Annotated in this window: 26 protein-coding genes, 1 pseudogene and 2 riboswitches; of the genes and pseudogenes, 14 read left to right on the forward strand and 13 right to left on the reverse strand. The window is 55.9% G+C overall.

Annotated elements, in window-relative coordinates; all coding sequences use genetic code 11:
* Positions 1 to 171 precede the first annotated feature (171 nt).
* From ACT3RW_RS15165 to ACT3RW_RS15175, 3 genes are all read left to right on the forward strand, one after another.
* Positions 172 to 1869, forward strand: a complete 1698-nt coding sequence (locus tag ACT3RW_RS15165; protein WP_444614338.1) for a purine-cytosine permease family protein — start codon at positions 172 to 174, stop codon at positions 1867 to 1869.
* Between the two features lie 188 nt (positions 1870 to 2057).
* On the forward strand, positions 2058 to 2726 hold the full coding sequence (locus tag ACT3RW_RS15170; protein WP_262199205.1) for an IclR family transcriptional regulator: 669 nt from the start codon (positions 2058 to 2060) through the stop codon (positions 2724 to 2726).
* 414 nt (positions 2727 to 3140) lie between these two features.
* Complete coding sequence (locus ACT3RW_RS15175) at positions 3141 to 3908, forward strand: DUF2786 domain-containing protein (RefSeq protein WP_262199204.1); 768 nt, start codon at positions 3141 to 3143, stop codon at positions 3906 to 3908.
* 156 nt (positions 3909 to 4064) lie between these two features.
* On the opposite strand, the gene ACT3RW_RS15180 is transcribed toward ACT3RW_RS15175, so the two are convergent.
* Positions 4065 to 4523, reverse strand: a complete 459-nt coding sequence (locus ACT3RW_RS15180) for a GatB/YqeY domain-containing protein (RefSeq protein WP_262199203.1) — start codon at positions 4521 to 4523, stop codon at positions 4065 to 4067.
* 83 nt (positions 4524 to 4606) lie between these two features.
* Between ACT3RW_RS15180 and ACT3RW_RS15185 the strand changes: the two genes are divergently transcribed.
* Complete coding sequence (locus tag ACT3RW_RS15185; RefSeq protein WP_444614339.1) at positions 4607 to 5974, forward strand: DUF4232 domain-containing protein; 1368 nt, start codon at positions 4607 to 4609, stop codon at positions 5972 to 5974.
* 34 nt (positions 5975 to 6008) lie between these two features.
* Here ACT3RW_RS15185 and ACT3RW_RS15190 read toward each other — a convergent pair whose 3' ends face one another.
* Complete coding sequence (locus ACT3RW_RS15190; RefSeq protein WP_444614340.1) at positions 6009 to 7283, reverse strand: carboxylate--amine ligase; 1275 nt, start codon at positions 7281 to 7283, stop codon at positions 6009 to 6011.
* Between the two features lie 14 nt (positions 7284 to 7297).
* Positions 7298 to 8440 (reverse strand): lipid II:glycine glycyltransferase FemX, encoded by a 1143-nt coding sequence (locus tag ACT3RW_RS15195; protein ID WP_262199200.1) that lies wholly within the window; start codon positions 8438 to 8440, stop codon positions 7298 to 7300.
* A gap of 96 nt (positions 8441 to 8536) precedes the next feature.
* On the opposite strand from ACT3RW_RS15195, the gene ACT3RW_RS15200 reads away from it, so the two are divergent.
* Genes ACT3RW_RS15200 through ACT3RW_RS15210 form a run of 3 tightly spaced genes read left to right on the forward strand, consistent with a single transcriptional unit; the run spans position 8537 to position 11551 of the window.
* Positions 8537 to 8866 (forward strand): metal-sensitive transcriptional regulator, encoded by a 330-nt coding sequence (locus ACT3RW_RS15200; RefSeq protein ID WP_131089326.1) that lies wholly within the window; start codon positions 8537 to 8539, stop codon positions 8864 to 8866.
* Positions 8867 to 8923: 57 nt separating this feature from the next.
* Positions 8924 to 9244: a heavy-metal-associated domain-containing protein gene (locus ACT3RW_RS15205; RefSeq protein ID WP_131089327.1), complete on the forward strand. Its 321-nt coding sequence runs from the start codon at positions 8924 to 8926 to the stop codon at positions 9242 to 9244.
* A gap of 57 nt (positions 9245 to 9301) precedes the next feature.
* Positions 9302 to 11551, forward strand: a complete 2250-nt coding sequence (locus ACT3RW_RS15210) for a heavy metal translocating P-type ATPase (RefSeq protein WP_444614341.1) — start codon at positions 9302 to 9304, stop codon at positions 11549 to 11551.
* A gap of 8 nt (positions 11552 to 11559) precedes the next feature.
* On the opposite strand, the gene ACT3RW_RS15215 is transcribed toward ACT3RW_RS15210, so the two are convergent.
* Positions 11560 to 12327, reverse strand: a complete 768-nt coding sequence (locus tag ACT3RW_RS15215) for a hypothetical protein (RefSeq protein ID WP_444614342.1) — start codon at positions 12325 to 12327, stop codon at positions 11560 to 11562.
* Positions 12328 to 12519: 192 nt separating this feature from the next.
* Positions 12520 to 12617, forward strand: a riboswitch (glycine riboswitch).
* Positions 12618 to 12726, forward strand: a riboswitch (glycine riboswitch).
* A gap of 274 nt (positions 12727 to 13000) precedes the next feature.
* Here ACT3RW_RS15215 and ACT3RW_RS15220 point away from each other — a divergent pair.
* Positions 13001 to 14406, forward strand: a pseudogene (locus ACT3RW_RS15220) (amino acid permease).
* Between the two features lie 172 nt (positions 14407 to 14578).
* Positions 14579 to 14983 (forward strand): 4a-hydroxytetrahydrobiopterin dehydratase, encoded by a 405-nt coding sequence (locus tag ACT3RW_RS15225; RefSeq protein ID WP_444614343.1) that lies wholly within the window; start codon positions 14579 to 14581, stop codon positions 14981 to 14983.
* On the opposite strand, the gene ACT3RW_RS15230 is transcribed toward ACT3RW_RS15225, so the two are convergent.
* Both ACT3RW_RS15230 and ACT3RW_RS15235 read right to left on the reverse strand, forming a co-directional pair.
* Positions 14954 to 15985, reverse strand: coding sequence for an FUSC family protein (locus tag ACT3RW_RS15230; RefSeq protein ID WP_444614344.1), 1032 nt, complete (start codon positions 15983 to 15985; stop codon positions 14954 to 14956). The genes ACT3RW_RS15225 and ACT3RW_RS15230 overlap by 30 nt on opposite strands.
* The gene (locus ACT3RW_RS15235; protein ID WP_444614345.1) at positions 15985 to 16434 is read right to left on the reverse strand and encodes a MarR family winged helix-turn-helix transcriptional regulator; all 450 of its coding nucleotides are present in this window, start codon (positions 16432 to 16434) and stop codon (positions 15985 to 15987) included. The genes ACT3RW_RS15230 and ACT3RW_RS15235 overlap by 1 nt, the downstream gene beginning before the upstream one ends.
* A gap of 473 nt (positions 16435 to 16907) precedes the next feature.
* Between ACT3RW_RS15235 and ACT3RW_RS15240 the strand changes: the two genes are divergently transcribed.
* Positions 16908 to 17456: a CGNR zinc finger domain-containing protein gene (locus ACT3RW_RS15240; protein ID WP_131089335.1), complete on the forward strand. Its 549-nt coding sequence runs from the start codon at positions 16908 to 16910 to the stop codon at positions 17454 to 17456.
* On the opposite strand, the gene ACT3RW_RS15245 is transcribed toward ACT3RW_RS15240, so the two are convergent.
* Positions 17457 to 18479 carry an Rv2578c family radical SAM protein gene (locus ACT3RW_RS15245; RefSeq protein WP_444614346.1) on the reverse strand — a complete coding sequence of 341 codons (1023 nt, stop codon included), beginning with the start codon at positions 18477 to 18479 and terminating at the stop codon, positions 17457 to 17459.
* Positions 18480 to 18642: 163 nt separating this feature from the next.
* On the opposite strand from ACT3RW_RS15245, the gene ACT3RW_RS15250 reads away from it, so the two are divergent.
* Together ACT3RW_RS15250 and ACT3RW_RS15255 are read left to right on the forward strand one after the other, a co-directional pair.
* A complete protein-coding gene (locus ACT3RW_RS15250) occupies positions 18643 to 19170 on the forward strand; it encodes a PadR family transcriptional regulator (RefSeq protein WP_444614347.1) in 528 nt (175 codons plus the stop codon).
* Positions 19167 to 20153, forward strand: coding sequence for a zinc-binding alcohol dehydrogenase family protein (locus ACT3RW_RS15255; RefSeq protein WP_444614348.1), 987 nt, complete (start codon positions 19167 to 19169; stop codon positions 20151 to 20153). The genes ACT3RW_RS15250 and ACT3RW_RS15255 overlap by 4 nt, the downstream gene beginning before the upstream one ends.
* A 13-nt stretch (positions 20154 to 20166) precedes the next feature.
* On the opposite strand, the gene ACT3RW_RS15260 is transcribed toward ACT3RW_RS15255, so the two are convergent.
* Positions 20167 to 20802, reverse strand: coding sequence for a TetR/AcrR family transcriptional regulator (locus ACT3RW_RS15260; protein ID WP_444614349.1), 636 nt, complete (start codon positions 20800 to 20802; stop codon positions 20167 to 20169).
* 83 nt (positions 20803 to 20885) lie between these two features.
* On the opposite strand from ACT3RW_RS15260, the gene ACT3RW_RS15265 reads away from it, so the two are divergent.
* Positions 20886 to 21221, forward strand: a complete 336-nt coding sequence (locus ACT3RW_RS15265; protein ID WP_262199193.1) for a hypothetical protein — start codon at positions 20886 to 20888, stop codon at positions 21219 to 21221.
* 156 nt (positions 21222 to 21377) lie between these two features.
* Entirely contained in the window at positions 21378 to 21689 is a 312-nt protein-coding gene (locus tag ACT3RW_RS15270; RefSeq protein ID WP_131089339.1) for a hypothetical protein, read from the forward strand.
* A 39-nt stretch (positions 21690 to 21728) separates the two neighbouring features.
* Here ACT3RW_RS15270 and rraA read toward each other — a convergent pair whose 3' ends face one another.
* The 5 genes from rraA to ACT3RW_RS15295 form a co-directional block, all read right to left on the reverse strand.
* A complete protein-coding gene (gene rraA / locus ACT3RW_RS15275; RefSeq protein ID WP_444614350.1) occupies positions 21729 to 22205 on the reverse strand; it encodes a ribonuclease E activity regulator RraA in 477 nt (158 codons plus the stop codon).
* Between the two features lie 80 nt (positions 22206 to 22285).
* Positions 22286 to 23761 (reverse strand): amino acid permease, encoded by a 1476-nt coding sequence (locus tag ACT3RW_RS15280; protein ID WP_444614351.1) that lies wholly within the window; start codon positions 23759 to 23761, stop codon positions 22286 to 22288.
* A gap of 94 nt (positions 23762 to 23855) precedes the next feature.
* Positions 23856 to 24149 carry a hypothetical protein gene (locus tag ACT3RW_RS15285; protein ID WP_444614352.1) on the reverse strand — a complete coding sequence of 98 codons (294 nt, stop codon included), beginning with the start codon at positions 24147 to 24149 and terminating at the stop codon, positions 23856 to 23858.
* A gap of 38 nt (positions 24150 to 24187) precedes the next feature.
* Positions 24188 to 24781, reverse strand: coding sequence for an HdeD family acid-resistance protein (locus tag ACT3RW_RS15290; RefSeq protein ID WP_165477306.1), 594 nt, complete (start codon positions 24779 to 24781; stop codon positions 24188 to 24190).
* Between the two features lie 135 nt (positions 24782 to 24916).
* A complete protein-coding gene (locus ACT3RW_RS15295) occupies positions 24917 to 26257 on the reverse strand; it encodes an MATE family efflux transporter (RefSeq protein WP_131089343.1) in 1341 nt (446 codons plus the stop codon).
* Between the last annotated feature and the right edge of the window lie 16 nt (positions 26258 to 26273).

The following is a 26273-nucleotide window of genomic DNA, read 5'->3' on the forward strand; positions in this document are numbered from 1 at the left end:
ATGCTCCTTGACCTCTTTCCTGAGCAAACAACCGTGAGCCATAAATCAGACTGCACACGGAGTTGGGCAGTCACTCACGTAACCAAGGGTTCACGTGGGGTGGACGTAATTTACGTGCCGGACACAGAACGACGGCAATCGGCGAAACATCAGATCCATAAGCTGAGAAACATGACAGCGACGAATGAACAACAGCAGGCATCGGTAGTCACCGGCGCTACTGCCGGGCAAGACCAACTGAACGCGGCCAAGGAATCTTTAGAGGATTACACCCTCCGCTTTGCCCCACGCTCCTACCGTCGATGGGTTCCTTCGGTAGTGGCCACCAGCGCACTGGGCGGTATCGCTTACCTCGCGGACTTCTCCATTGGCGCGAATATCGCTTTGGCCCACGGAACGGCGAGCGCAATTACCGGTGTGCTCATCGCAGCGGTCATCATCTTCGTTACCGGATTCCCGCTGGCCTACTATGCGGCCCGCTACAACCTCGATCTGGATTTGATCACCCGTGGCTCCGGGTTCGGCTACTACGGTTCAATCGTCAGCAATGTCATCTTCGCGACCTTTACCTTTATCTTCTTCGCTTTAGAAGGTGCCATCATGGCCCAGGGTCTGGAGCTGGGACTCGGAATCCCTAAGGCGCTGGGTTATGCAATTTCAACGCTTATGGTCATCCCGCTGGTTATTTACGGCATGAAGACTTTGGCCAAACTACAGGTGTGGACCACGCCGCTCTGGCTCATCCTGATGGTCGTACCCATGGTGTATCTTGTGGCTAGCCACCCCGAATCCGTAGATACCTTTGTGAACTACGCCGGCGCACAGGGCACCGGCGAGGGCGTGAACTTCGCCTCGGCCATGCTGGCCGCCGGTGTTTGCCTCTCGCTGATGGCGCAGATCGCAGAACAGATCGACTACCTGCGATTCATGCCACCAAAAACTTCAGCCAACGCACGCAAATGGTGGACCGCCGTGATTCTTGGCGGACCGGGTTGGGTCATCTTCGGTGCGATCAAACAGATCACCGGTATGTTCATTGCTGTCTACCTGATTGCCACGCTGGATCCGCAGGCCTCGGCTACCGCGGACGAGCCGGTGCACCAGTTCCTCGGTGTCTACCGTGAAATGATGCCGGCCTGGTTGGCCATGAGCTTGGCCGTGGTTCTTGTGGTCATCTCGCAGATCAAGATCAACGTCACCAACGCCTACTCGGGATCACTGGCCTGGACCAACTCCTTTACCCGCGTGACCAAAACCTATCCCGGCCGCATGGTCTTCGTGCTGGTCAATCTGGGCATCGCCCTGATCCTGATGGAATCGAATATGTTCGACTTCCTCAATACCGTGCTTGGCTTCTACGCGAACTGCGCGATGGCTTGGGTGGTCACCGTGGCCAGCGACATTGCGATCAACAAGTACCTGCTTAAGCTCTCCCCCAAGGTGCCAGAATTCCGTCGTGGCATGCTTTACGCGGTCAATCCGGTGGGCTTCGTTTCGATGCTGGTCTCCGCCATCGCTTCCATCGCGGTCTTCTTCGGACTGCTCGGCCCTGAGCTCCAGCCGTTCAGCCCACTGGTAGCCGTAGCTCTGGCCTTGTTCCTGCCACCGATTTTGGCCATCGTCACCAAGGGACGCTACTACCTGCGCCGCAGCGACGACGGTATCAACAGCCCACTACTAGATGCTGAAGGCAACCCGAGCGATGAGCTCTACACCTGCTGCGTGACCGGTTTGCGCTTCGAGCGTCCAGACATGCTGGCCTCGGCGGTCCCTGGTCCGAACGGAGAACTGCAGTACATCTCCTCACTGGCACTGGCTACGGACCGAACCGGCGAGCACCTGTTGCCAGCCGATCCGCCCATCCGCTAACAGCTTCCTTTCGGTCATGCTTCGCAGATAAGGCCCGTCTCACCAAGTTTTGGTGGGGCGGGCCTTTGGCTTCTGATTAAGTTCAAAGCAAGCCATGCCAAAGCATTGAGCTAGGCTGTGAGCAAATATAGTTCGGACGAGTAAGTAGCTTGTCGCTCAAGGCGCGGACGAGATGAAAAGATGAAGTTATGACCAAATCCACCGAAGGCGGGTCCCAAACTTTGGGCCGCGGACTCGAAGCGCTGACCCTCATCGGTGAATCGCAGAGGCCACTGAGTGTCGCTGAGCTTGCCACGCAGCTCGGGATCCACCGCTCCATGGCCTACCGCCTGGTCAAGACCTTTGAACAGTACGGCTTTGTAGAACGCTTGGCCTCAGGCGATCTTGAACTCGGAGCACGCCTCGGCGCACTGGCACGCAATGTCGCCAAGTCGTTGCAGTCCGCAGCGGCGCCGCACTTGGCCACGGTTTCTGATGAACTGCGCATGACCGCCATACTGGTGGTCTTTGATGGTGAAGCTGCTGTCACCTTGAGTACCGCGGAACCCCGGATGGCCGATGCCACGGTGGCTCAACGCCCCGGCACTCGTCACCCCATTGATAATGGTGCACCTGGCCGAGTGATCCGTTCGCAACTGAACCCAGAACAGTATCCAGCAAGGGACTTTGAATCCAGTCACGACGAAGTTATCCCGGGCCTGACCTCCATTGCGGTTCCGCTGTTGTTGCCGCAGAATAAACCGGCAGCCATCGCGGTCATCTATCCGCCACTAGAGTTGGATGAGAAGCACATCGCCCAGGTGCTCACCAACGCTTCCGAACGCATTTCACAGGCGTTGGGGATTCGGTTGAACTAAGCACCTGAGTGATGGGTTGATTCATCTGCACCTAGGCAGTGCAGGCCTCATTGGAGCATCCAGCATCACGTGGCCTGTAGGTTTCGGTGCCTTCAACTTTTTCCCACACGATGTGGCGATGCTGTCCACAACGTTGGCAGGAAGGAGCTAAGTAAGTGCCCCGCTCTTCCATGGTGTACGTCCGAAAATCACCCATCAGAACCTCTTCTCAAATGGCCCCGAACCAGGGTCGCGGGGCATGCTGGACCTGCTTGGTGCCTTCACTCTACGCGCGGATATCACTACCGGCTAGAGTCGTTGCCAAACAGTTACCCACAGCCCGTCAAGCAGTATTTTCACTCTCCTGCCACACTGGGGCAATGAACCCACAAAACTCGCTTCGTTGCCCGAAGCAAAGCCCGGAAAGAAGGCGTCATGAGCACCTCTGAACACAAGCTTCAGCGACTCAAAGAACGCATCGCGTTACTGCTTAATAAGGCTGAAAACACCAACTTCCCCGCTGAAGCCCAGACCTTCCAAGAGCATGCTGAGCGCCTCATGGTTCGTTACGGTATTGGCCGCGCAGAACTTGATGCGATGGCCACCGGCCCGGACAAGAAAAAAGAACCGATCATTGAAGAACGCTTCGATATGAGAGGTACCTACCGCTTAGGACAACGCGACGGGCTAGCTACCGTCGGGCATGCTTTCCGCACCGTGACACTGCTGCAAACGAACTATTCGAACTTCTGTCGTTTGTACATCATTGGTCACGAGTCAGACGTCAGTACCGTGAAAAACTTGTTCTCCTCATTAGTCATTCAGGCAAGCCTCGCGATGAGTCACTGGTGGAGTGAAGAAGGCAGACACATCGCTTGGGATCGAACCGATTCTGAAAAGGTCATTGAGCGCCGTGAATTCCAGCGAAGTTTTTATCTGCAAGTTGCTGAGCGCATTCGCGGGCTCTACCAAGAGGAAAGCGAACACAGCGGCAGTGGTACCGAACTTGTGCTCGTTAGTCGTAAGGAACAGGTTGACGAATTTGTCAGCGAAAAATATCCGTCCTTGCGTCGCAGCCGTAACCGCGCAGCCTCCGGTAGCTTGAACGCTGCCCTGGCCGGCCGGGTCGCGGGAAGTCGTGCGGATCTTGGCTTTGGCAAAGATGTTGAGTCCAACGGGCCCGCGGGAGAAGTAGCTAGCTAAGGTCTCTTACTGGAAATATTGCCCCAAAATTCCGAGTTAGATTTTCTAAGTGGCAATTTCTTCTACCCGTTCCCTGCCGTCGTTAGCCCTACGCAACGGAAGATATGACAGAGGGCCGTTCCGAAGAACGACCCTGATCACTACTTCTCGGCGTTACTAGCCGAGCTTGGCGCGAACCATCTGCGATACAGCCTTGCCGTCAAAGCGGCCAGCGATCTCGGCACCGACCAGTTTCATGGCCTGTCCCATATCCTTCATGGTCAACTCGTGATCAGCAGACAGTTCTGCCATCACCCTGTCAACGATGCTCTGAGCTTCGGCTTCATCAAGCAGCTTTGGCAGGTAGGTAGAAATGAATGCTGCCTCTGCCAGTTCACGTTCGGCTAGCTCGGCGCGACCGTCTTTGGCAGCCAGTTCGGCGGTTTCCTCGCGGTTGCCAACTTCCTTGCGCAACAGATTCTCTACGTCCTGATCGTTCAGTTCGCTAGGGTTCTTCCCTGACTTCTCACGAGTGCCGATAGCGCTGAGGATATTGCGTAGGGTGGTCTTCTCCAGCTCGTTGCCTGCTTTCAGGTGGACGATGCTGTCTTCGCGCAGGCGATCTTTCAAACTCATGGGGACTCGCTTTCAAAGTACGTGTGCTTGAAACTCTACTCGCTTTAAGCCACCGCATTTTTGCTTCTTGGTATGGTGACTTCATGAGACCACTGCGTGCTGGCGCGATAGTCGCGGCCCTCATCCTCGTAGTGGCGCTCATCGTGATCACCAAACCATGGAAGCTGCTAGATAGTTGTCATGCTCCCGATGAATTCTGCGCTTTAGCTTCCCAGCTTGAAGAAAAGGATGGCGTCGAAGCAACCGCTGTGGACTATGAAGTTACTGCCGTTGACGCCAAAGATGGCGACCGCTCAACGGTCCGTTGGACCGTTGAGCTAGCTGAAGATCTTGACAGTGCGCAGGCCGGCGAACTCGCTTCCGCTGTTTCGGCACAAGTCCAAAGCTTCATCGCTTCTCGCCCGTTGGTACAAAGCTCATTGCGTTTTGTCGCTGGAGAACCCCAAGAATCATCGATTCCTGACTTCAAGTTATATCCGTTGGACGTCTCGGATAGTTCAGAGGCCAAGGCTCAAGTCGCACGGGGCTTTGCGCTACATCAGCTCGGCGCACAAAAAGTCGGCCAGAATTCCGCGACCGCCGAAAATACTCAAGTGCTGACGGCCTTGGCAGACTACGCTTCGAACCAGGGTGCTCCAATTACCTTAGAACTAGCCGATGGTTCCATTCGGTATACGCCCACCACAGGGTTTGATATTGCCCAGCTTGCTTTAGCTATTGAAGCTGCAGGCCTTGGACCCGTGGAATCGGCAATCATGGATTCGTCTGGGCTTTCGGTGCATACCAAAACTGCTGCTGATTCGAAGGAAACCGCTCAGATCAAGAAGTGGCTGACCGAGCATGAGCCTCTCAAAGAACCGATGGCATTCACCTTATCCAGCCCCGGTTTTGCCGACATCATCCAAGGTTGGCTTGGAGACAAAATTCCTGAATCCCTGATTGCTAGGCCTGCGCGGTTGCCTGAAGCTGTGACGCCTTGGCCGCAGGATGCTGCCGCTCAAATCTGCACTGACAAAGATCTTGCCCTAAGCCTCGGCTCTCCCGATGCAGCAACAGGTTCACGCTACATGGCCGTATACGCCAAGAACATTTCTGGCGGTGCCTGCGCAGTTAATGGCTATCCGCAGATTCAATTTCTCAACGCTGACGGTGAGCCACAGCAGGACGTCACGCTAACTAAGATGCCACACATTCAATCTCAGCGCGCTGTGATTCCTGCTGGTGAAAGCATCTTGTCTGCCTTGCAGTGGAAGGCCATGTCCACGGCCAACGACCCGGATCAAACTACGAGGTTGCGCATCAGCGCAGCTTCAGGTTTTAGCGCCACCGAGCTTGCCAGTATGTATGAGCAATCAGCAACTAGCTTGGACATTCTAGACGGCGGCGAAGTCAGCCAGAGCCCGTGGGTTCAAGCACTAGATGGCTGGGCGCTACCGGATTCTTCCGGTTAGCGGCCAGCCATCTAGGGGTACCGAACTGCGCAGACTACTGCTCGCGCGGCGGGAACTTCTTGTACTTGCGGTAGTGGTTAATCGCATTGAGCACTAGGTAAGCCTTACGGCGTGGGTGCTTCTCTGCAGCGAATTTCAACGGGTTGGATACCTTGCCAGCTTTGAGCAGGGCAGCTGCCTTCTTCCCGGTTGCACTGCCCAAGAAACGTCCCAGCAGGTGGTGTGGCAGGACGGTGAACAGGTGCTCACGACGCAACTGCAGCACGCCAGCAGGCGTTTCCATGACTGCATCGGTTTGTGGGTCACCGCTATCAAATTCAGGACCCAAGAATTCGGTGACGTAGAAACGGGCCGGGTTCACCCCAGCAGCGGTCAGATAGAAGTGGTTGCGGCCCAAGCGTGGGTTGATCTCGAAGAATTTCACCGTGTTATCTCGGCGATCAAACTTCGCATCAATCATTGCGATACCGCGCCATCCGAGTTCTTCAAGCATGCGCGCACCATCGGCGGCCATCTGATCATTTTGACCGGTGACGATTGCCGCGGAATTGCCCAGTACCAGCGGGGCGTGTTCTTCAATGACGACTTCCCCATAGCCAGCAAAGATGACCTTGCCTTCTTTGGTAGCGAAGTAGGTGCACAAACGCATAGCGTCGTCCCCGCCAGGCACGTATTCCTGCAGGACGTAGCCAGAGGCATAACCGCTGGCGTCAATCTTGGACAACAGTGTTTCCAGATCATCACGGTTATTGATGGTGTGGATTTTCTGTTTACCCTCGAACTTCGCAGCGATCCAATCCGCGGAGCTTGATGGCTTACCGATCACCGGATAGGTGAACTCCTTGGCCATCAATTCAAGGTCATTGCTCGGATAGTACACGGCCGTGCGTGGGTGCGCGATCTCAAGCTTTTCCGCCAGTGCGTAGAAGTTCTCCTTCAGCGCGGCCGCTTCAATGATCTCCCGCTCTGGGTAGGGAATCACGAAGTGTGCTTCGAGCTGCTCACGGTGCTTGGCAATGAGCATGATGTGGAAGTCCAACGAGCCAAAGAGCATCAGTGGGCGTGCAGAGTTTGCGGTCAGCTCTGCAGCCAACCCGATCAGTGCTGCCACAACGCGGTCTTCATCAGCCATGGAGCCGATGGGGCGCAGTTCGATGGCTACCGAATGCTCGATAACACCGTTGCCTGCTGCGGGCAGGACTACCGAGCGAACGCCGTAGGCTTCATAAAATTCGCGCGCCAGGGTGTAGGTGCCAATGTCGCCGCCGAGAATGACGGGGACGAATGGCTGGGTTTCTTCGATTGCCATGAGTACTGTTTTCCCTACTTCTTGCGCCAGTTCATGTACTTTTCGAAGGCCCAGGCCAGCGGCTTGTTCAGCGCTAGGTCCCATTCGCCGTTGGTCTGCACGATGTCACAGCCGGTATTGGTTTTGAACTTGGTCAGACCCGAGAGGTGGTGTTCCTTATCCAAGGTTGCACTCACGCCACCCTGGTCAAGGTAGCGGCAACCGGCAGCGATGGAGTCTTCCACCATGCGGTTCATGATCGCCTTAGGGGCAAAGAGTTTGCGCTGCTCATTGGAGGAGGCACCGTACAGGTACCACGCCAGGTTAGAAGAGCGGATCACAATGGAGGCGGCCAAATCCACGCCTTCATTACTCGCGATGTACAGAGTGCAAGAACCTGGAACGGCTTCGTTGAGCACCTTGTGCATGGTCTCGAAGTAGCTCAGTGGACGGCCGGTGAAGTCTTGGCGGTCTGCGGTGGTGTTGTACAGGGCATGGAATCGAGCCATGTCCGCGGTGTCTCCCACTTCAACTTCCAAGGTGCTCTTGAGCGCCTTACGAGTTTCGTTGCGGGTGGTCGCGGAGTAGCTGGCCATCACCTGCTCAACGTCCAGCTGGGTGCCATTTTCATCCTGCAGTGCTACCCGAGCGACGTATTCGGGCTGGCCTGCGCCGAAGTCTAGGCCGACGTCTTCCTTGGTGAACCCCAGGTCTAGCAGGGCGTCGTTCAAGGCCAGTGCCTGGGCCGACGAGCTTTTCAGCTCTAGGTCCGAAAGTTGGGCGAAGCCTTCCTTGCCAAGGTTTTTGCGTACGGCTCCGGCTGCCCAGGTGCGTACTTCGCGGCCTGGGCCCATCTTCAGCTGGAAGGCACCACGGTTGCGCAGGTACGCAGCAAGCGGGCGGATGACCTTTTCGGCTGGGTGCGCCTGGAAGTCAATCACTGGACCATCTGGCACATAGGCCAGTGTCTTCTTGATGACTGGGGCAGCGCGGTGCAGTACTAGCGCGGTGCCTACCAGTTCGTCTTGGTCAAACCAGCCGATGGATTCACCACGCCAGCCGCCCTTGACTCGGGCCCATTCTGGACGCTGCAAAAAGCTGACGTCGAGGGCGGTCTCAAGGAAAACTGAGTGTTCGGCGCTGGTAATCGGACGCACGTGCAGGTCGTTGTGGCTCACGGGTGAAATCTTATCGTGCTTCGTGGACTTAAGTAGGGAGGTTGAATACCCCTAGGGGGTACTTGACTTAATACCCCATAGGGGTATTCTAGGAATATGGAAACCACGCAGAGCGTTGATGAGCATGCACAGCATCATGGCTACCACGCGGATAAAGCCGCGCTGGAACGCCGCCTGAAGCGTATTGAAGGCCAAGTTCGCGGAGTGGCCAAGATGGTTGATGAAGACAAATACTGCATCGATATTTTGACCCAGATTTCGGCGATCAACGCAGCATTACACAAGGTCAGCGTGCAGCTGATCGATGACCACATCGGCCATTGTGTGGTTGATGCGGCGAAGTCTTCGCTGGAAACCGGGGACCCGAGCATTGTGCAGGAGAAAATCTCTGAGGCCACCGCCGCAATATCGAGGCTGGTCCGCTAAGCGTTTTTTCACCTAGATTTCCGATTCACACAAAATTCATCGAAAGAGAGCAAGATCATGAGCCACGAATGCAACTGCGGATGCTCCAATGAGAACAACTCGAAGACCTCCCAGGGCCTACAGATCACCACTCGTGATCAGGCAACTCCCCTAAACATCCAAACGGAACTGAAGATCTCCGGCATGACCTGCGGCCACTGCGTCGCCTCGGTCACCGAAGAACTCAAGGAACTTTCCGGCGTACAAAACGTCGACGTCGTACTCGATGCCAAGGGCATCTCCACGGCCACCGTCACCGCAACGCAGCAGCTGAGCGAAGCAAGCCTGCGCGAAGCGATCGACGAGGCCGGTTACACCCTCGAAGCAATCAACGCCTAGCCACCCGCGCCAGGCACAGCCCGTAAACAACGGGCCAGAAAGTGCAAGGTAGAAATAATGAGCTCCCACGCACCCCAGAAGCCAATCGCAGAACTGCGTACCGTCGATCTTGATATTCAAGGCATGACGTGCGCTTCCTGCGTGAACCGAGTGGAACGCAAACTGGGCAAGCTGCCCGGTGTCAGCGCCTTGGTAAATCTCCCGCTGGAAACAGCAAAGGTTCAGGTACCGGTGGATGTCAGCGACGAAACGCTGATCAATACCGTTGAAGCTGCCGGCTACGGCGCCTCGGTAAAAAAGCCAGCGCAGCCTGAGCAGCATCACCACGAAGGGGATGAACATTCGGGTCATGAGCATTTGGTCCCCAACCATCTGTTGCGACGGCTGATCATTTCGGCGGCTTTCACCATCCCGCTGTTTGTGATCTCCATGGTCCCAGCCGCGCAGTTCCCGCATTGGGGATGGGTAGCCTTTGCCCTGGCCACCCCAGTGGTCTTCTATGGTGCGTGGCCTTTCCATAAGGCAGCAGCAATCAACGCCCGGCATCTGTCCTCCACCATGGATACTTTGGTGTCTCTCGGTGTGCTGGCCGCCTATCTCTTCTCGGCAACCCAGCTTGTTCTGGATCCGCAGATGACGGCACACGTGGGTATGTCCATGAGCGAGCATGCCCTCTACTTTGAGACCGCAGGCGTTGTGGCTACCTTGCTGTTGCTTGGACGCTTTCTGGAGCATCGCGCCAAAACCTCAGCATCTGACGCGCTGAAATCTTTGCTCAGTCTGGGAGCGAAGGAAGCTGTACTGCTGCGTGATGGCCAAGAAGTGAAGATCTCGGCCAGTGCATTGCAGCCAGGAGATCACTTTGTGGTGCGCCCCGGTGAGAAAATCGCCACCGATGGCACGGTCACCCACGGTGATAGCGCGGTAGATACCTCATTGCTCACTGGCGAATCCGTACCGCAACAGGTTCGCGTGGGCTCCGAAGTTACCGGGGCAACCCTGAACACTTCTGGCCGTCTAGTAATTGAAGCCACCCGCGTAGGTGAAGAAACAACCCTGGCCCAGATGGGCAAGCTAGTCTCCGAGGCACAGTCCGGCAAGGCACCCATTGCGCGGCTTGCCGATCGCATCTCGGCCGTCTTTGTGCCGATTGTTCTGGGCATCGCAGTACTCACCTTTGTTATTTGGTGGCTGGTTTCCGCTGATCCATATCAAGCATTCAGTGCAGCTGTTGCTGTGCTAGTCATTGCTTGCCCTTGTGCTTTAGGTCTTGCCACCCCCATCGGTTTGTTGGTGGGTACCGGCCGTGGAGCTCAACTGGGTATCTTGATCCGTGGCCCACAGGTTTTGGAAGACACACGCAAACTGGACACGATTGTTCTAGATAAGACCGGCACCGTCACCACCGGAGTGATGACACATACGGGCACAACCACCGCCGCTGGAGTGGACGCAACTGAAGTTTTGCTGTTGACCGCAGCAGTGGAACACCATTCAGAACATCCAATTGCCCAGGCTATCGCCACCGCCGGTGCCAACGTTGGCACGCTTCCCGAGGTGAGTAATTTCCGCTCGGAGCCCGGTGGCGGAGTATCGGGAACCGTGGCTGGGAAGACCATTGTTGTTGGCCGGCCCAGCTGGCTTGAAGCCCAGGGAACGCTACTTGATTCCTCGGCCCGCTCTTTGCTCGAAGAGGCTGAAGCAGCCGGCGCCACTGCGATTCTGGTTGCGGTCGATGCCCAGTTCCAAGCGGTGATTTCCGTTGGTGATCAAGTCAAAGAAACTTCTTCAGAAGCGATCAATGAACTGCAATCCCGTGGTCTGCGGGTAGTTTTACTTACCGGTGATAACCCATCGGTGGCCGCCAAGGTGGCAACACAAGTTGGCATCAAGTCTGACGATGTTTTTGCTGGTGTACTGCCAAGCGAAAAGGCCAAGGCTATCTCTTCGCTACAGGAGCAGGGCAAGGTTGTGGCCATGGTGGGTGACGGTGTGAACGACGCTCCGGCGTTGGCTCAAGCCGATCTCGGCATCGCCATGGGCTCCGGCACCGACGTTGCCATTGAAGCTGCAGATATTACTCTGATGGGCAATGACCTTCATCAGGTCGCTGCCGCCATTGATCTATCGGACAAAACCTTGGCCACGATCAAGATGAACCTGTTCTGGGCTTTCGCCTACAACACTGCGGGTATCCCGATCGCGGCCTTGGGTTTGCTCAATCCAATGATTGCTGGTGCCGCTATGGCAGCCAGCTCCGTTCTGGTGGTTGCCAACTCACTGCGCCTTCGCAGCTTTGGCAAATAGCCCGGCGGTTACGGGGTCTCCCTGACGCTGGTCAGGACTTTCTTCAGAGTTGAGTACTGCTCACTTGCCACGAAAGTCTTGGCCTCGTCGAGGGTGGTATCCCCGTCCTCATCAAGTCCCAGTGCGTGCAGGTACTCAGGATTCATGGCCATGATTGGGGTTTCCTCGGCACTGGTTTTGAAGTAATCAATTGCCGGTGCTTCGGTCCAGTTTTGCCATACATCATCGATGATGACGGCAACACTCAAATCCCTGTCGCCGAGGCTGGCTTCCCGGTAGTAGGAGACCACACTGGTCGGTGCGTACTGCAAATCAGGCGCTGGGGCCGAGTCGAGCACCTCGCGCTTATAGGTGTTCGGGTTGTCAGTGTCCCTGAAACTAGTCGTTTCAAGATCCAATGCGAGATTCTTCTTAGAATCCAAGATCTTGTAGACCGAATAGTCGTCTTGGCATCCATATTCACAATCTTCAACGATTTCCCAGTCTTGCGGCAGGTCAAAGGTGACGTTGTACAGCGAAACGGTACGCCAGGTACCCCCCGGATCTTCGGTTGGTTCCGTTGGCTCAGGTGTCGGAGTTGGCTTGGCAGTTGGTGGTCCGGCATGCTCCGGTGCCGGCGCCCAACTCGGCGGACCTGCATGGCCCGGTGGGCCGACATGATCCGGACGTCCTGCATGATCAGGTGGTGCTGCGATGGCAACTGCACTGCTGGTAAGCAGAAGCCTCGCTGCCAGTACTGCGCCACCCTTGGATAGCGACTTGAGAATGGGTTTCATTGTGGGGTCCTCTCTCCCGTCCACAATGATGAAACTGACCCGACCTTTAATCAAGAGTCCGGATATAAAGATACTGCCTCGGTTTGGTATCACTAATGCCTCGGTACGCCCCCCAAAGAAACCTTGCGCCATGAGACTTGCGTCACATTCACCGCTCAGGGCATACCGTGACGATAATCACCACAATGCCATTGATACGTGGCGGGAGAGTCCCGCCCTCAGCAAGGGCGGGCGCCGTAGGAGCATTTTCCTCCCCGGGAAACTCTCAGGCCCCGTACCGCCACGAGAAGGCAACTATGGAAAGCAGCGCAGAATGAACTGCGCTCACCGAAGGAGCAAGCTTCGCCCAGTAGTCGGGTTGAAGCGAAAACTCTCAGGTTCATATACAGATTGGGGAGGGACCACGAACAGTGACGCTTTGTGCGCATTAGATTCGACGGCTCTCTCCAGTGGCATAGGCAGTAGCTGCTCTTAGCGCAGCGAGCTGACGTTGCCTTCCCGGAGCCGGCGAATCTGGCGTCTTGAGCAAAGCAAGTTGCTAGGCGTCACGCCACACTCCTGGAAGGCAACCAGCATGAGTACCACCAGTTCTGATCCCACACTTGAACGCGGACTATCTAACCGACACATCCAGCTCATCGCCATTGGCGGTGCCATCGGCACCGGCCTGTTCATGGGTTCGGGTAAAACGATCTCCGTCGCCGGCCCGTCAGTCATCTTTGTCTACATCATCATCGGCTTCATGCTCTTCTTCGTCATGCGAGCGATGGGCGAGCTACTGCTGAGCAACCTCAATCACAAGACTTTCGCCGACTTCGCAGGAGACCTGCTGGGCCCTGGGCGGCGTTCTTCACCGGCTGGACCTATTGGTTCTGCTGGGTGGTCACCGGCATTGCCGACGTCGTAGCCATCGCCCACTACATTGCTTACTGGTGGGGTGAGCTACCACTATGGATTCCCGCTCTGGGCTGCATCGCGCTACTACTCGTGCTGAATCTGGCCACCGTGAAAGCCTTCGGCGAAACCGAATTCTGGTTCGCGCTGATCAAGATCATCGCCATCGGCGCACTGATCATTATTGGGCTAGTCATGATCATCACCGGGTTCCAACACAATGGTGCCACCGCATCGGTGAGTAATCTGTGGGCCAATGGCGGAATGTTCCCTACGGGCTTCATGGGCTTTGTCGCAGGGTTCCAAATCGCCGTATTTGCTTTTGTGGGCATCGAATTAGTGGGTACAACTGCCGCCGAAACAAAGGATCCTGAGAAGACCCTGCCCAAGGCCATCAACTCCATCCCGATCCGCATTCTGTTCTTCTACGTCGGCGCCTTGATCATCTTGATGACTGTCCAACCATGGAAGCTGTTCTCCCCGGAAAACTCGCCATTTGTCGGGATGTTCACCCTAGCCGGGCTGGCTGGGGCGGCCGGCATCATCAACTTTGTGGTGCTCACTTCCGCGACCTCCAGCGCCAATTCCGGCATCTACTCCACTTCCCGCATGCTGCGCGGCCTAGCCCTAGAAAACGATGCTCCAAAGAGCTTTGCCAAGCTTTCGCACCGCAAAGTTCCCAAGAACGCCCTGATGTTCTCGTGCATGTTCCTGCTGGCCGGGGTTGTCCTGCTCTACAGTGGCGATTCGGTGATGGGAGCCTTCACGTTGGTTACTACCGTTTCGGCTTTGTGCTTCATGTTTGTATGGACGATCATTCTGCTCAGTTACCTGGTGTTCCGCGCCCGCCGCCCTCACCTGCACGATGCGTCGGCCTACAAGGTTCCCGGTGGTCGAGTGATGCCGTACATAGTTCTGGGCTTCTTCGGATTTATTCTGTGGGCCTTGACCACTCAGCCAGATACTCTTGTTGCCCTACTGGTCACACCCATCTGGTTCCTGCTACTGGGTATTGCCTACCTCGTGATCCGCCGCCACCCGAGGCACCAAGCGCTACGTATGGCGCACGTGGGCAAGGTGGCCCACGAACGCTATGAAGCCGCGGCCTACCGAGATGCTCAGGCGTTTGGCCATCGCGATATTCCAGCCACGGATAAGGTTCTGGAGCAAAAGGCGCATAAGTAGCCCAAGGTACCTCAGCGCGACAGCCGGCTGCCCCGGACCTTAGGCCTAGGGTCCGGGGCAGCCTACGTATTCACTGTGGACGCTGTACCTCGGGACTAATTACTGCGATGATGAAATTTGGCGGCCTCTGGCCAGCACCATGGGATGACCCTCCGCCTTCAGGAGATACACCATGACTGTCCTTCGACAGATTCCATTTCATGAATCACCAACAGCATTAAATCTGAAGCAGCGTTTAGCCGCTCTTGATGATTGGATAGCAGACGAGGATTCATTCAGAGCTTCCTACCGATTTGAATCCAGCAGCACCGCATTAGAATTCATTACCCTCGTGGGCTTGCTCGCTGAGAAGGTGGACCTTCACCCGCAGGTGGATTGGCGTGCTGATGTTGTCACGCTTCGTTTAGCCCATGAATTGAATACCGAAATTACCGAGCAGGATCTTTCACTGGCCCGCCGCATTTCCACGGACGCGCACCGACTGAGCTGCGTGGTGCTCAATCTGAATCAAGAAACCACTGCCCAACCCAAGGGCAAACCAGAAGTGCTACTGGGCGGCCTTTCGGCGACTCGCTAATATTCCGATCACGATGCTCTGCACTGCGCCAACCCCGGCGCCCAGTGCGGTCATCGCGATCCGGTCAATCAGTAAGCTAGAAGCCGGTTCCGGGCTGACCATGTGAACCATCAATAGCGCGGTGACGGTCATGAAGATCATGCCAACGGCGTAGTTGCGCAAGATGACCAGCTCAATGCAGATCTGACCAATAATCGCCACCAGCAAGATGACCCAGATGGGCGGCTGGAAGGCAAAAACTGCGGCGGCCAGCAGTACACCAACGCAGGTTCCGACACTACGCTGTAGCCCTCTGGCCACCCGCGCATAGGTATCAATTCCAGTTACGGCTGCGATGGCACCAAGGCTGGCCCAGTACCAGTGCCCACCACCAACCAGCTGAGCGACGATGCCTGCCAGTAGCACGCCGGATCCCATCTGGAGTGATTCGGGCAGGGCGCGTGCCGATGGGGCCCAAGAGATCCCTCGACCCAACGTGTGGAATAGGTGCGCCCGACGCAGCGACAGACCAAGCATGAACAGCAGACTGAAGATCATCGTTCCGCCACCAACGAGCAGCACACCGATGAACGAGTTAGTTGTAGCGGGAACGGTGATGCAAGCGCCACCTGCGAAGACCGCAAAGACAGGTCCTGGTGGCATCCATCGGGCTGCGTGAGAAACATAGTGCGCGCCAAAACCAATCAGCGCCAGCACGACGACGCAGATGAAAAATGGCGCGTGGATGTACGAGAAATAGGTTCCGAGCAGCATGGCAGCCAGCTGCACCAGACCTACGGAAAGCTGCTGCCAAAAACGTGGCGCGTAGGAATCGTAACGTCCAAAGACCGAACAGAAAGCACCAAAGGCGGCATACATTGCCCAGTCCAGGTGGCCGGTGATGGTGACCAACACCAGCGGGACGGTCAGTGCCAGCGCTGCCTTAGCGGCCGGGATCACCGAGGGTTTAGGTGGCGCGACAACTAGACTGCGTGCGAGGACTTCTTTAACATGTTGTTTCATTAGCGTGCCTCGCCATCTTTGATGGCTACCTGCTGAAGCAATGAACGCAGCGTTGCTTGTTGCTTGGCATCAAGCGCACCAAAAACGTCAGCTTCGCTACGCTGCGCCGCGGCGGTGGCCCGTGCGGTGAACTTCTTGCCGGCGTTCGTCAGTGTGACGATGTTGCGCCGGCGGTCCGCCGGGTCAACACTGCGCTCTAAGATCTTTCGTTCAGCCAGCTCGTCCAAGTAGGCCACTAGGTGTCCGCGGTTCAGATTTGAATGCATTGCCAAGTCATTTTGCGACATTGGCCCGAACTCGGCGAGCGCGCAAACGATCATGAAGTGGTTGCGTGTCAGTGATTCTGATTCCATGAGCTCGGTGAGTTCTTGGGTGCCTATACGTCCAGCCCGCGAGGTCAGGTAGCTCAGGGAGTTCCATTGGAACTGAGGAATCAGAAAGTCGTTCATCCCTTCAAAATATCATTTCATCCCGAAACTATTTCCGTTTGAGCCGATAATCGAATGAACGTCACATCCGCATGACGGCAACAGCAACGCTGAGGGATGAGCGCAAGGTAAAAACCCTGATGTGCAAAGAAATCTGAAAGTTAAACAGCTAGACCCCCTTGATCTCAAGAATATGAGGGGGGTCTGCGCCATTAACTATATTCCTACTTCACCCAGAATTTCAACGTTTCGTTGACTCACAAGAAAACCTCCGCGAAAGCACCTCTCGATTCCTGGACTCTACGGTTGCCAGACTCAGCAAGGGCAACAACGTGCCAGCAATGGTGGCAACCTCGGATCAGTGGTTTCATTCATGCCTAATGACAACTTTTGGGAAGAATTTTCCGCCCCGCACAAGGGCAACCAAACACGCGGGCATCACGATGCGGTTAGGCTTGTAAGGCAGTCAATCCACCCTTATTCAGGAACGAATTATGACCTTTGCTCCAGACATCGAAGCCTCACTTAAGACCGTCGTGAACCTCCTGAACACCGAGGTGCAAATAATCGACATGCTCTCCACCGTGGCTGATCTGGATGAGTTCCTTGACTCTGAAAATTTTGAAGGCTCCCGCGCTCACAACCAGGCCGAACTTCGTTCCATTCGTCAGCTGCGTTCCCAGCTCAAGAGCATCTGGACTGGAGATGAGGAAGAAGCAGTATTTAGGGTCAATCAGATCCTTCGTAACGCCAACGCCCAGCCACAGTTGATCAAGAGTGAAAACCTCGGATATCACCTGCACGCCACAACCACCAGCACTCCGCTCTACGACCGGTTGGCAGTGGACGCAGCCATGTCACTTGCTGAGGTCATTCGTGCTGGCGGTTTAGATCGACTGCGAATCTGCGCTTCTTCCGATTGCCACAACGCCCTGCTAGATCTGTCACGAAACCGCTCAAAGATCTATTGCGATATCGGCAATTGTGCCAACCGTGAGCATGTTCGCGCCTATCGTGCGCGCAAGGCAGCAAAACACTCGTAGTCACTGTCCTAGTGGTTGATCCGCATCATCCAGTGAATGTAACCCGTACTTGTGCGCCAAGACATGTACCGTCTCACTAATGCGCCGGCGGTACTCAACCGGTGCATTAGAAGAGCGCCCATACAGCTTCTCAAATTGCGGGCCTAGTTCAGGGCGATGCGTGCGCACCCACGCTTGAATCGATTCGAGAGCGCCCGGTCGAAGATGCATCACCCCGTGCATGACAGCCTTGGCACCGGAGCTGGCAATCAGTTCCATAGCGCGCTCTAAGTGTTCCGCTGAATCCGAGAGAAACGGAATGATGGGCATCAAGAAGACGGTGACGTCGAATCCCGCGTTGGTCAGTAACCTGACCGTCTCTAGTCGGGCTTCGGCCTTTGGTGCGCCGGGTTCCATCAGCTCGCGCAGGCTTTCATCAAAGATCGCAATAGACATGCTGATACTAATATCTACGCGCTCCCGTGCCGCCTTGAGTAGAGGGATGTCCCGCCGAATCAAGCTGCCCTTGGTCAGGATGGAAAACGGAGTATCGTGTGCCGCTAGCGTTTGGATGATGCCCGGCATGAGTTGATAGCGTCCTTCAGCACGCTGGTACGGATCAGTGTTTGATCCCAGCGCAACCAGTTCACGCTTCCACGTAGGTTTTCTTCTCAGTTCCTGGTCCAGCGCTTGAACAATATTTGTTTTCACGATGATTTGTTGGTCAAAATCTGGCCCGCTATTGAGCCCCAGGTATTCGTGGGTGCTGCGGGCAAAACAATAACGGCAGCCCATCGTGCATCCTCGGTAAGGATTGATGGTCCAGCGAAACGGCATTCGCGAGGTTTCTGGCACTTTAGTCAGTGCAGATTTGGATTCGACTTCATGAAATACGATTCCTGCGAACTCCGGCGTACGAACCGTGCGGGTGACTCCCGAGAGTTTTAGTACGGCAGCTCCAGTGATGACGTCTCGTTCAACGGCGTCTTTCTGAGCATCCCAGCGCATTGGTTTTGGTTCAATATTTTCGGCTGGTTTTGCCATTGGTCCTTCTCGCTCCTGGACGGTGACGCCAAGTTCAGGATCAGATCCCAAGCTCGGCTCAACAGTTTCCGATACCTGACTACCGGATCACCTTTCCGGTCAAGACGGTCAGATAATTCTATACCTCGTTCCGATATACCACGAATCGAGGTATGATGTTCACGTGATTGAGTTGATGATTCTGGGATTCTTGTCTGAAGGCCGTCTCCACGGCTATGAGCTTCGACGTCGAATGGAAGAGCTCGGTGGGCACGCCCGCAAGATCAGTGACGGCACCCTTTATCCAGCCATCACCCGACTTGCCAAAGCTGGGTACGTGACTAAAGAAAGCGAACCCGGAGTAGCGGGCGCTCAGCGGCAAACCTTAGGCCTCACCGAGGCTGGGCACGTTCGCCTTTTGGCAATTCTGCGGGACGCTTCCGGACTAGCCATCACCGACCTGACACATTTTTTCACCGTCCTCACTTTCCTTTCTGTCTTACCTGATGCCGAAGAAAGAAACGCAGTGCTTCAGCGACGCTTGGACTTTCTCGAAGCACCAGCCAGCTTCTACTCAAATGAGGGAGTTCGCGTGAAGATTGCAGACATGACGGATCCATACCGGAGAGGTGTTCAGCGCAGCGCCCGCGCCTTGCGCAATGAAGAACGCAAGTGGATTCGCGAGCTTCTCAATGACAACGAAGGAAAATGATCCAAATGACCATGCGTGCAGTCGTCTTATCTCAGCCCGGACCAGTGTCCAACTTACAGCTTCAATCCCTACCCATTCCAGAACCAACCGAGGGCTGGATTCGCATCCGCGTTCGCGCGGCGGGAATGAACCGGTCAGAACTTCACACCCGGCTTGGGTTGGCCGGCGACTCAGTGCAGATGCCTCGAGTCCTAGGCATTGAAGCGGTTGGCACAGTGGGCCTTGATCCCAGCGGCACGTTTACCACCGAAACTCAGGTGGCCACCATGATGGGTGGCATGGGACGCACCTTTGACGGCGGTTACGCCGAATACACCTGCGTTCCAGTCAACCAGGTGATTCCATTTACCTCCGAGTTGCCATGGGAAGTTCTTGGCGCAGTACCGGAGATGCTTCAAACTTCCTACGGAACGTTGAGTGTAGGTCTGGATGCCCAGCCTGGACAAAGCATCCTCATTCGAGGCGGAACATCCTCAATTGGCATGACCATCGCCGTGCTGGCTAAGTTGATGAACATGACCGTCATTTCAACCACCCGAGACAAAACCAAGGGCGATAGGTTGCGTGAGCTTGGAGTGGACCACATCATCATTGATGATGGAAACGTTGCGGAGCAAGTACGGGAAATCTATCCGGAAGGAGTTGATGCGGCCGTTGAGCTTGTCGGCACCCCGACACTTCGCGATACGCTCTTGGCAACAAGGATGCACGGGACCGTTTGTTTCACCGGCATGCTTTCTAACCAGTGGACAGTGAAGGACTTCTACCCCATCGACTACCTGCCTTGCGGTGTGCGACTCTCCGCCTATTCTGGTGAATCGAGGGATCTTCCAGCCACCGTACTGCAACGCTTCTTGGATCAGGTTGCCGCTGGTTCCGCCACCGTTCCACTAGACCGGACTTTTGAGCTCAGCGAAGTTCAGGATGCCCATGCCCTAATGGAATCAGATAAGGCTTGCGGCAAACTCGTACTCTTACCCTGAGTACCTGACTTCTTCAGTCATTGGAGAGCTCTTGGTTCTGCGCGTTGTCGGCCATGCCCATTTGACCTTCGGATTCGTTCTCGACAAGGTCCTGCGCCAGCGAACGTATCGCGTCTGCCACGATTTTCTTGTGGCCAGCCACTGATTTTTTCCCCAAGATCACTTGGTGAACGTTGGGTGTGGCCAGCAGAGAATTGCACAGCGACACTACAACAAACAGCAGGTTCTGCGCGTCCTCTAAGTTGCTGATACCCAGAGCATTGCGAATCTCTTGAACTTTGGATTCAGCTCGCACCGAGCGTTCTTTGGCGCCAGCTGCACTGCCATGTTCAAGACCTTCCCAATGAGCAAGCCGTGCCATTTTTGAGTTCTTTGAGGAGAAGTCAAAGTATTTTTCAGCGAATGCCACGATACTTTCGATGCCCTGACCCACCACCGTGACGGCGTCAAGGGCCGTGGACAATTCGTGCACCAAGGCCGCCTCAAAGAGTCCCTCTTTGTTGCCAAAGTAGAAGTAAATCCGCTCTGGGTTGCATCCCGATTTATTTGAAATCTCTCGAATTCGGGCGCCAGCAAACCCACGGTCTGCAAATTCTTCAACCGCAGCGGCGAGCAATTTTTGACGAGTCGCTTCCGTATCCCAGCTCATGAGTCAATCGTATCTCCAAACAGTTGTTTGGTAATTATTCCGCCGGACACGTAAACTGACTTCACACATATAGATGGAGATTCATGACCCCCACGAGCAACGAGCTAGCGACCGACGAGACTTATGCAGATTTGCTGACTCCACCAAAACTCCCCTCCGTACACACCAGAGCGGCGTTAACATGGCTAGCCATTTTCCCGATGGTGTCTGCGGGAATGTTGGTGTTGGCGTGGCTTGCTCCCCCGTGGCATCCAGTTCTTCGCTCCCTGGTGCTGACGTTGATTGTCGTTCCGCTGACCGTTTACATCACCGTCCCAGCGTTGCTCAAAGCGCACCACAAGACGGTGAACCGCACCTGGCGCAAGCCTCGTCCTGTGATCACTGAGGTAGACAGTGCCCTGCCTACCGAAGGCGCCTAAGCAACCACATCCAGCGACGCACCTGCGGCCCAATTTGCGCTTGTGTACGGTGATCACCGGTTTTGACTCGGTGATTCCTCGCCTTTAACCCGATCAGCACCCTATGATGAACACACCACCAGTACACCGGAGTTGTAGTAGCTGAAAGGACAGGTCATGTCACAAGGAACGCACGCATCAGATGACTACGAGGCACGTCTGGAAGCCGGTCACAGCAATCCGTTGATGGCCGCTGGTCGCTGGGTAGTGGCACTGGCTTCAGCAAGTTTTGGCGACGGTGAATTCGAAGCCAATGAGCCACAGGTCGTTGTGCACTCACGTGTGGATGATTCGGTACTGTTGCGCATGACCACTTCCAGTTTGGAAGAGGCCGAACGCCTGATCGTGCAGATTCGCGAAGACTTAGAAAATCTCAGCCCGGAGGAATTCCGTAATGAGTGGGAATCCGCAGGCGACCAAGAACGCTAGCCGTGAGCGAGCACTAACCGAGGTTAGCGCTCGCTGAGGTTAATGCTCAACAAGGATCCCGTCGATGTCTGCGTAGACCATCGCACCTGGACGCACCTTCACGTCCCCAATGGTGATCACTTCATCTACCGCACCATGTGAACGTTTGACCGTCTTGCGTGGGTTGCTACCAAGCGCCTTGATGCCCAGCTCAAGCTCCGCCAGCGCTGCGCGGTCGCGCACCGCGCCGTGGATAATGACGCCAGCCCAGCCATTAAGCTCCGCACTGGCGGCAATCATGTCGCCCATCAGTGCAAAGCGCAGGGATCCCCCACCATCAACGACCAGGACTGCACCCTCACCGGGGAAGCTCAAGAGCTCCTTGATCAGCCCGTTGTCTTCAAAGCACTTCACTGTGCGCGCTGGACCGTTAAACGATAGGCGTCCGCCGAAGTCTTGGAATTGCACACTAACGGACTGTAAAGCCTCACCATGCTGGTCATAGAGGTCTGCAGTGCTAATCGGTTCCTGCTGCATTCGGGCTCCTTAGAATCTGCGAAGGTGTTCCACAACACAGCATATCGGTGCCCCACGTACCAGCCAGTACAAGTTAGTTGTTACAGATCCAGTTCTGCTTGGTAGGCCTTAGCGTTCAGTGCGCCTAGGCGTGAATGACGTCGTCCATAACCAAGGTAGATCCCGATGCCCACAAGCATCCAAATCCCAAAGACCACCCAGGTAATTCCAGCCAAGTTGAACATCAAGAACAGGCAGGCTGCGATGCCCAGAATGGGGGTGACTGGGTAGAGCGGAACACGGAAAGTACGTGGGGTGGCGGGCTGAGTTTTACGCAGGTACATCACTGAGACACCAACTAGCGCAAAGGCAAAGAGCGTACCGATGCTGGTTGCTTCGGCCAGCTGACCCAAGGGGATCAGTGCGGCGGCAATTGCCACCACCAATCCAGTAACCCAGGTACCAACTACCGGTGTGTGGGTCTTGGGTGAAACCTTGGCGAAGAACTTTGGCACCAGCCCATCGCGCCCCATGGAGAGCAAGATACGCGTCTGTCCGTACAGGGTGGTGAGCACTACCGAGATAATCGCGATGACCGAAGCTAACGCAAAGGCCAGCACCAGCCACTTCTGTCCTGTGATCTCCGAAACGATCTGAACCAGCGCCGCTTCAGAAGTAGCGAACCAGTCCCACTGGCGGGCACCAATAGCGGCAACGGCTACCAGTACGTAGATCGCGGTGACCAGCATCATGGCGATCATGATGGCTCTTGGCAGATCACGCTGCGGGTTTTTTGCTTCCTCGCCGGCGGTGGAGGCAGCATCAAAACCGATGTAAGAGAAGAAGACCATGGAGGCCGCACCGGTGACTCCGGCAGCTCCCATCGGCAACAACGGAGCAAAGTTTCCGGCATCAAAAGCGGTAAAAGCAACAATGACAAAGAAGATCAGAATCGCGATTTTCACCAACACCATCACGGTGTTGGCTAGCGCAGATTCACGGGCACCACGTACCAGCAACAGGGTTGCAAGAACCACCACGATCAGCGCAGAGAGGTTAATAACCCCGCCTTCACCCGGGCCGCCGGCCAAGGAGTCAGGCAAGGACAGACCAAAGATCTGCAGGGTCTGGTTGACATACGCGCCAGCGCCCACGGCAACGGCTGCCGCGGAAACCGCGTATTCCAAGACCAGACACCAACCGCAGATCCATGCCACACCTTCACCCAAAGTGGCATAGGAGTACGAGTAGCTTGATCCGGACACCGGAACCATGCCAGCCATCTCGGCATAGGACACTGCCGAAAGAAGCGCCGTGATGCCGGCAAGCACAAAGGCAATCCAGATCGCCGGACCAGCCACTGGAACGGCAGATCCAAGGATCACCAAGATGCCGGTTCCGAGGGTTGCACCAACGGAGATCATCACCAGCTGCAAGACGCCCAGTGAGCGCTTAAGCTGCCCGAGCCCTGCGTTGTTGGCTGCGTCGTTGCTCATCGCCTTGATGGACTTGCGGCGGCGCAACTGCTTGCCCAAAGGGGTACTGCCTGATGGCTCGGTGGTGCTGGTGCTACTCACGGGGAATCCTTGAACGTGTTACGGCAAACGAGAACGCGCTGAGACTATCTATGGTGGACAGTCCCAGCGCGTGATGCGTGGTTAAGCTTTATTATCAGTCTTCAAACTTCTTGTCCGGGTTCAAGGAAGATCGGTTCACGCCGGTCCCCTTGCCCAAATCTGGATCATTCTCCTTGCCGGCCATGGTCATCACCGAGATGACCAGCAGGCAAGCGATAAAGGCGATGCCGAAGCACGCTAGGCCGATATCAAAGCGCAAAGGATTTTGTGATCCGCCGGTGGAGCTAACCAGGCCGACAACTCCTGCGATGAGCGCCATGACCAGCGAAAAGCTCAGTGGACCCTTGACCGACTGGCTCCACGGCTGCTTCTTCTTGTCGTTTCCCACCAAGAACTCCGTTTCTACTTTTCGTGCAGGCCTTAAGACTAGTTGCTTTCCGGCTCTGGTGTATCGCTTGCGTTCGCGGTTGCTGCCTTCATTTCGTGGCGATGCCCAAAGCCAGCAATCAGCTCGAAGACCGCCAGAATAATGGTGCCGCCACCAATCAGGCCGAAGAGCGCATGGGCGTCCATGCCCCCGGACAGGCTCAGTGCAATGGCCAAGATCACGCCTACTGCACCGGATACCAGCTGGTTTCTAAACGGCGGGAACTGCTCGCGCAGCTTCGTAAAGACATAAAGCTCGGCAATACCGGAGACTAGGAAAGCGAATGCAGCAATGTAGCTGATCCAGGCGACCGAATCAACAAAGATAGTCGCGATACCTGCCAACATCATCAACCCAGCACCCAGAACGTAAGGGCTACGCGACTTTGCAGGCGCGCTTTCCACCGCTACGTATTGCCACATCAATGCGGCGGTGACCACGAAGAACGCTGCAGTTACATAGGCCAGAGCATTCTGGTCCGCTCCGATCCAGAAGATGGAGAGCAGAGCGTAGATAACGGCAGTGACACCGCGCATAAGGACTGGGCGGAATACTTCTTGGGCTTGAACTGGGGTGGTTGTTGGTGCAGGCACAATTTCTATTCTACCGTTCATAGAACTAACTGCCAGCTGGACCGGGGTTCCTCACATCCTAGGGTGATGATGCTTCTCGCCGAGGGACATCAACAGTTTCAGTTTTCGCATCTTCAAAGCTGCGAATTACCTCCGCTACACGCCCAAGCGCATCCAGGCCGTTCCGCGGGCGCGCACCGCGAGGGTCACCCCACGTGAGGCCATGAACCCTAGGGCAAAGGCCACCCAGATCCACCAAATTGCCCATGTTGGTTCGGGCGCCAAAGCCAGCACAGCCCACAGCATCGGAAGGTACACCACCAGGTTCACCACGGAAGCCAACCCCAAGTAGCGGGCATCGCCAGCGCCGATCAGTACCCCATCAAGTACAAACACCAGCCCGCACAACGGCTGCGACAAGGCCAGAGCCCACAATCCCACCGTAGTTAGCTGACGGATCTGCTCATCAGGAGTGAAGATCATCGGGAAGATCCATGAGGTGGCTAGCAGCAGAATGCCGGTGGCCGCTCCAAAGTAGATTCCCCAACGACTCATGATGCCGGTGAGTTTGCGGACGCGCTGTGCATCACCGCGGCCTAGTTCTTGGCCAATCATCGCCTGAGCAGCAATCGCCAAAGCATCAAGGGCAAAGGCGAGGAAACTGAAGATGGTGAAGACCAATTGGTGTGCGGCCAAGGTCTGCGTCCCCGAAGACGTCGCTACAAGAACCGTGAGCAGCAGGGCCGCACGCATGGTCAGATTACGCAGCATTAGCCAGGATCCAACTTGACCGGTGGAGATAAATCCTGCCCAGCTCGGCGCCAGCGAGATCCCTTGTTCACGGATCCGCGGTAGCAACATCCACAGGTAGACGGCCGCCATCAACCACTGGGCAATTGAAGTACCTAAGCCCGCACCGGCCACCGACATGTGGGCGCCATAAACCAAGGCGAAGTTCAACACGATATTCAGACCAAAGCCCACGGTGGCAACCACCAGTGGCGTTTTGGTGTCTTGCATTCCGCGCAATACACCGGTGGCAGCGAGCACCAACAGCATGGCGGTCAACCCCGGCAACGAGTAGTGGATGTAGTCCACCGCAAAGTCGGCAGTCACCCCATCTGAACCCATCAGCAGAACCAGCGGTCGGGCGCCGAAGTACCCGAGGACCGAAAGCAGCACACCAATGACAACCGCAAACCACATGCCGTCACGTCCGGCAGCCATGGCTTGGGCTGGTCGTCCGGCACCGATGGCACGTGCCACCGCCGGAGTGGTGGCATAAGCCAAGAAGATCATCAGTCCCACAGCGGTCTGCAACACCGTGGTGCCCAGGGCTGCGCCGGCCAACTCGTTCACTCCAAGGTGGCCAACGATGGCAGAGTCCGCCATCAAGAACAGTGGCTCAGCAATGAGCGCACCGAGGGCGGGCACTGCTAGGGCAAGGATCTGCCGCGAGATGTTCTTCGGGGAATCGATGGGGGTTGATGAGCTCACAGACTCCACTCTACGA

The organism is Glutamicibacter sp. AOP5-A2-18, assembly GCF_052446055.1.
GTDB lineage: Bacteria > Actinomycetota > Actinomycetes > Actinomycetales > Micrococcaceae > Glutamicibacter.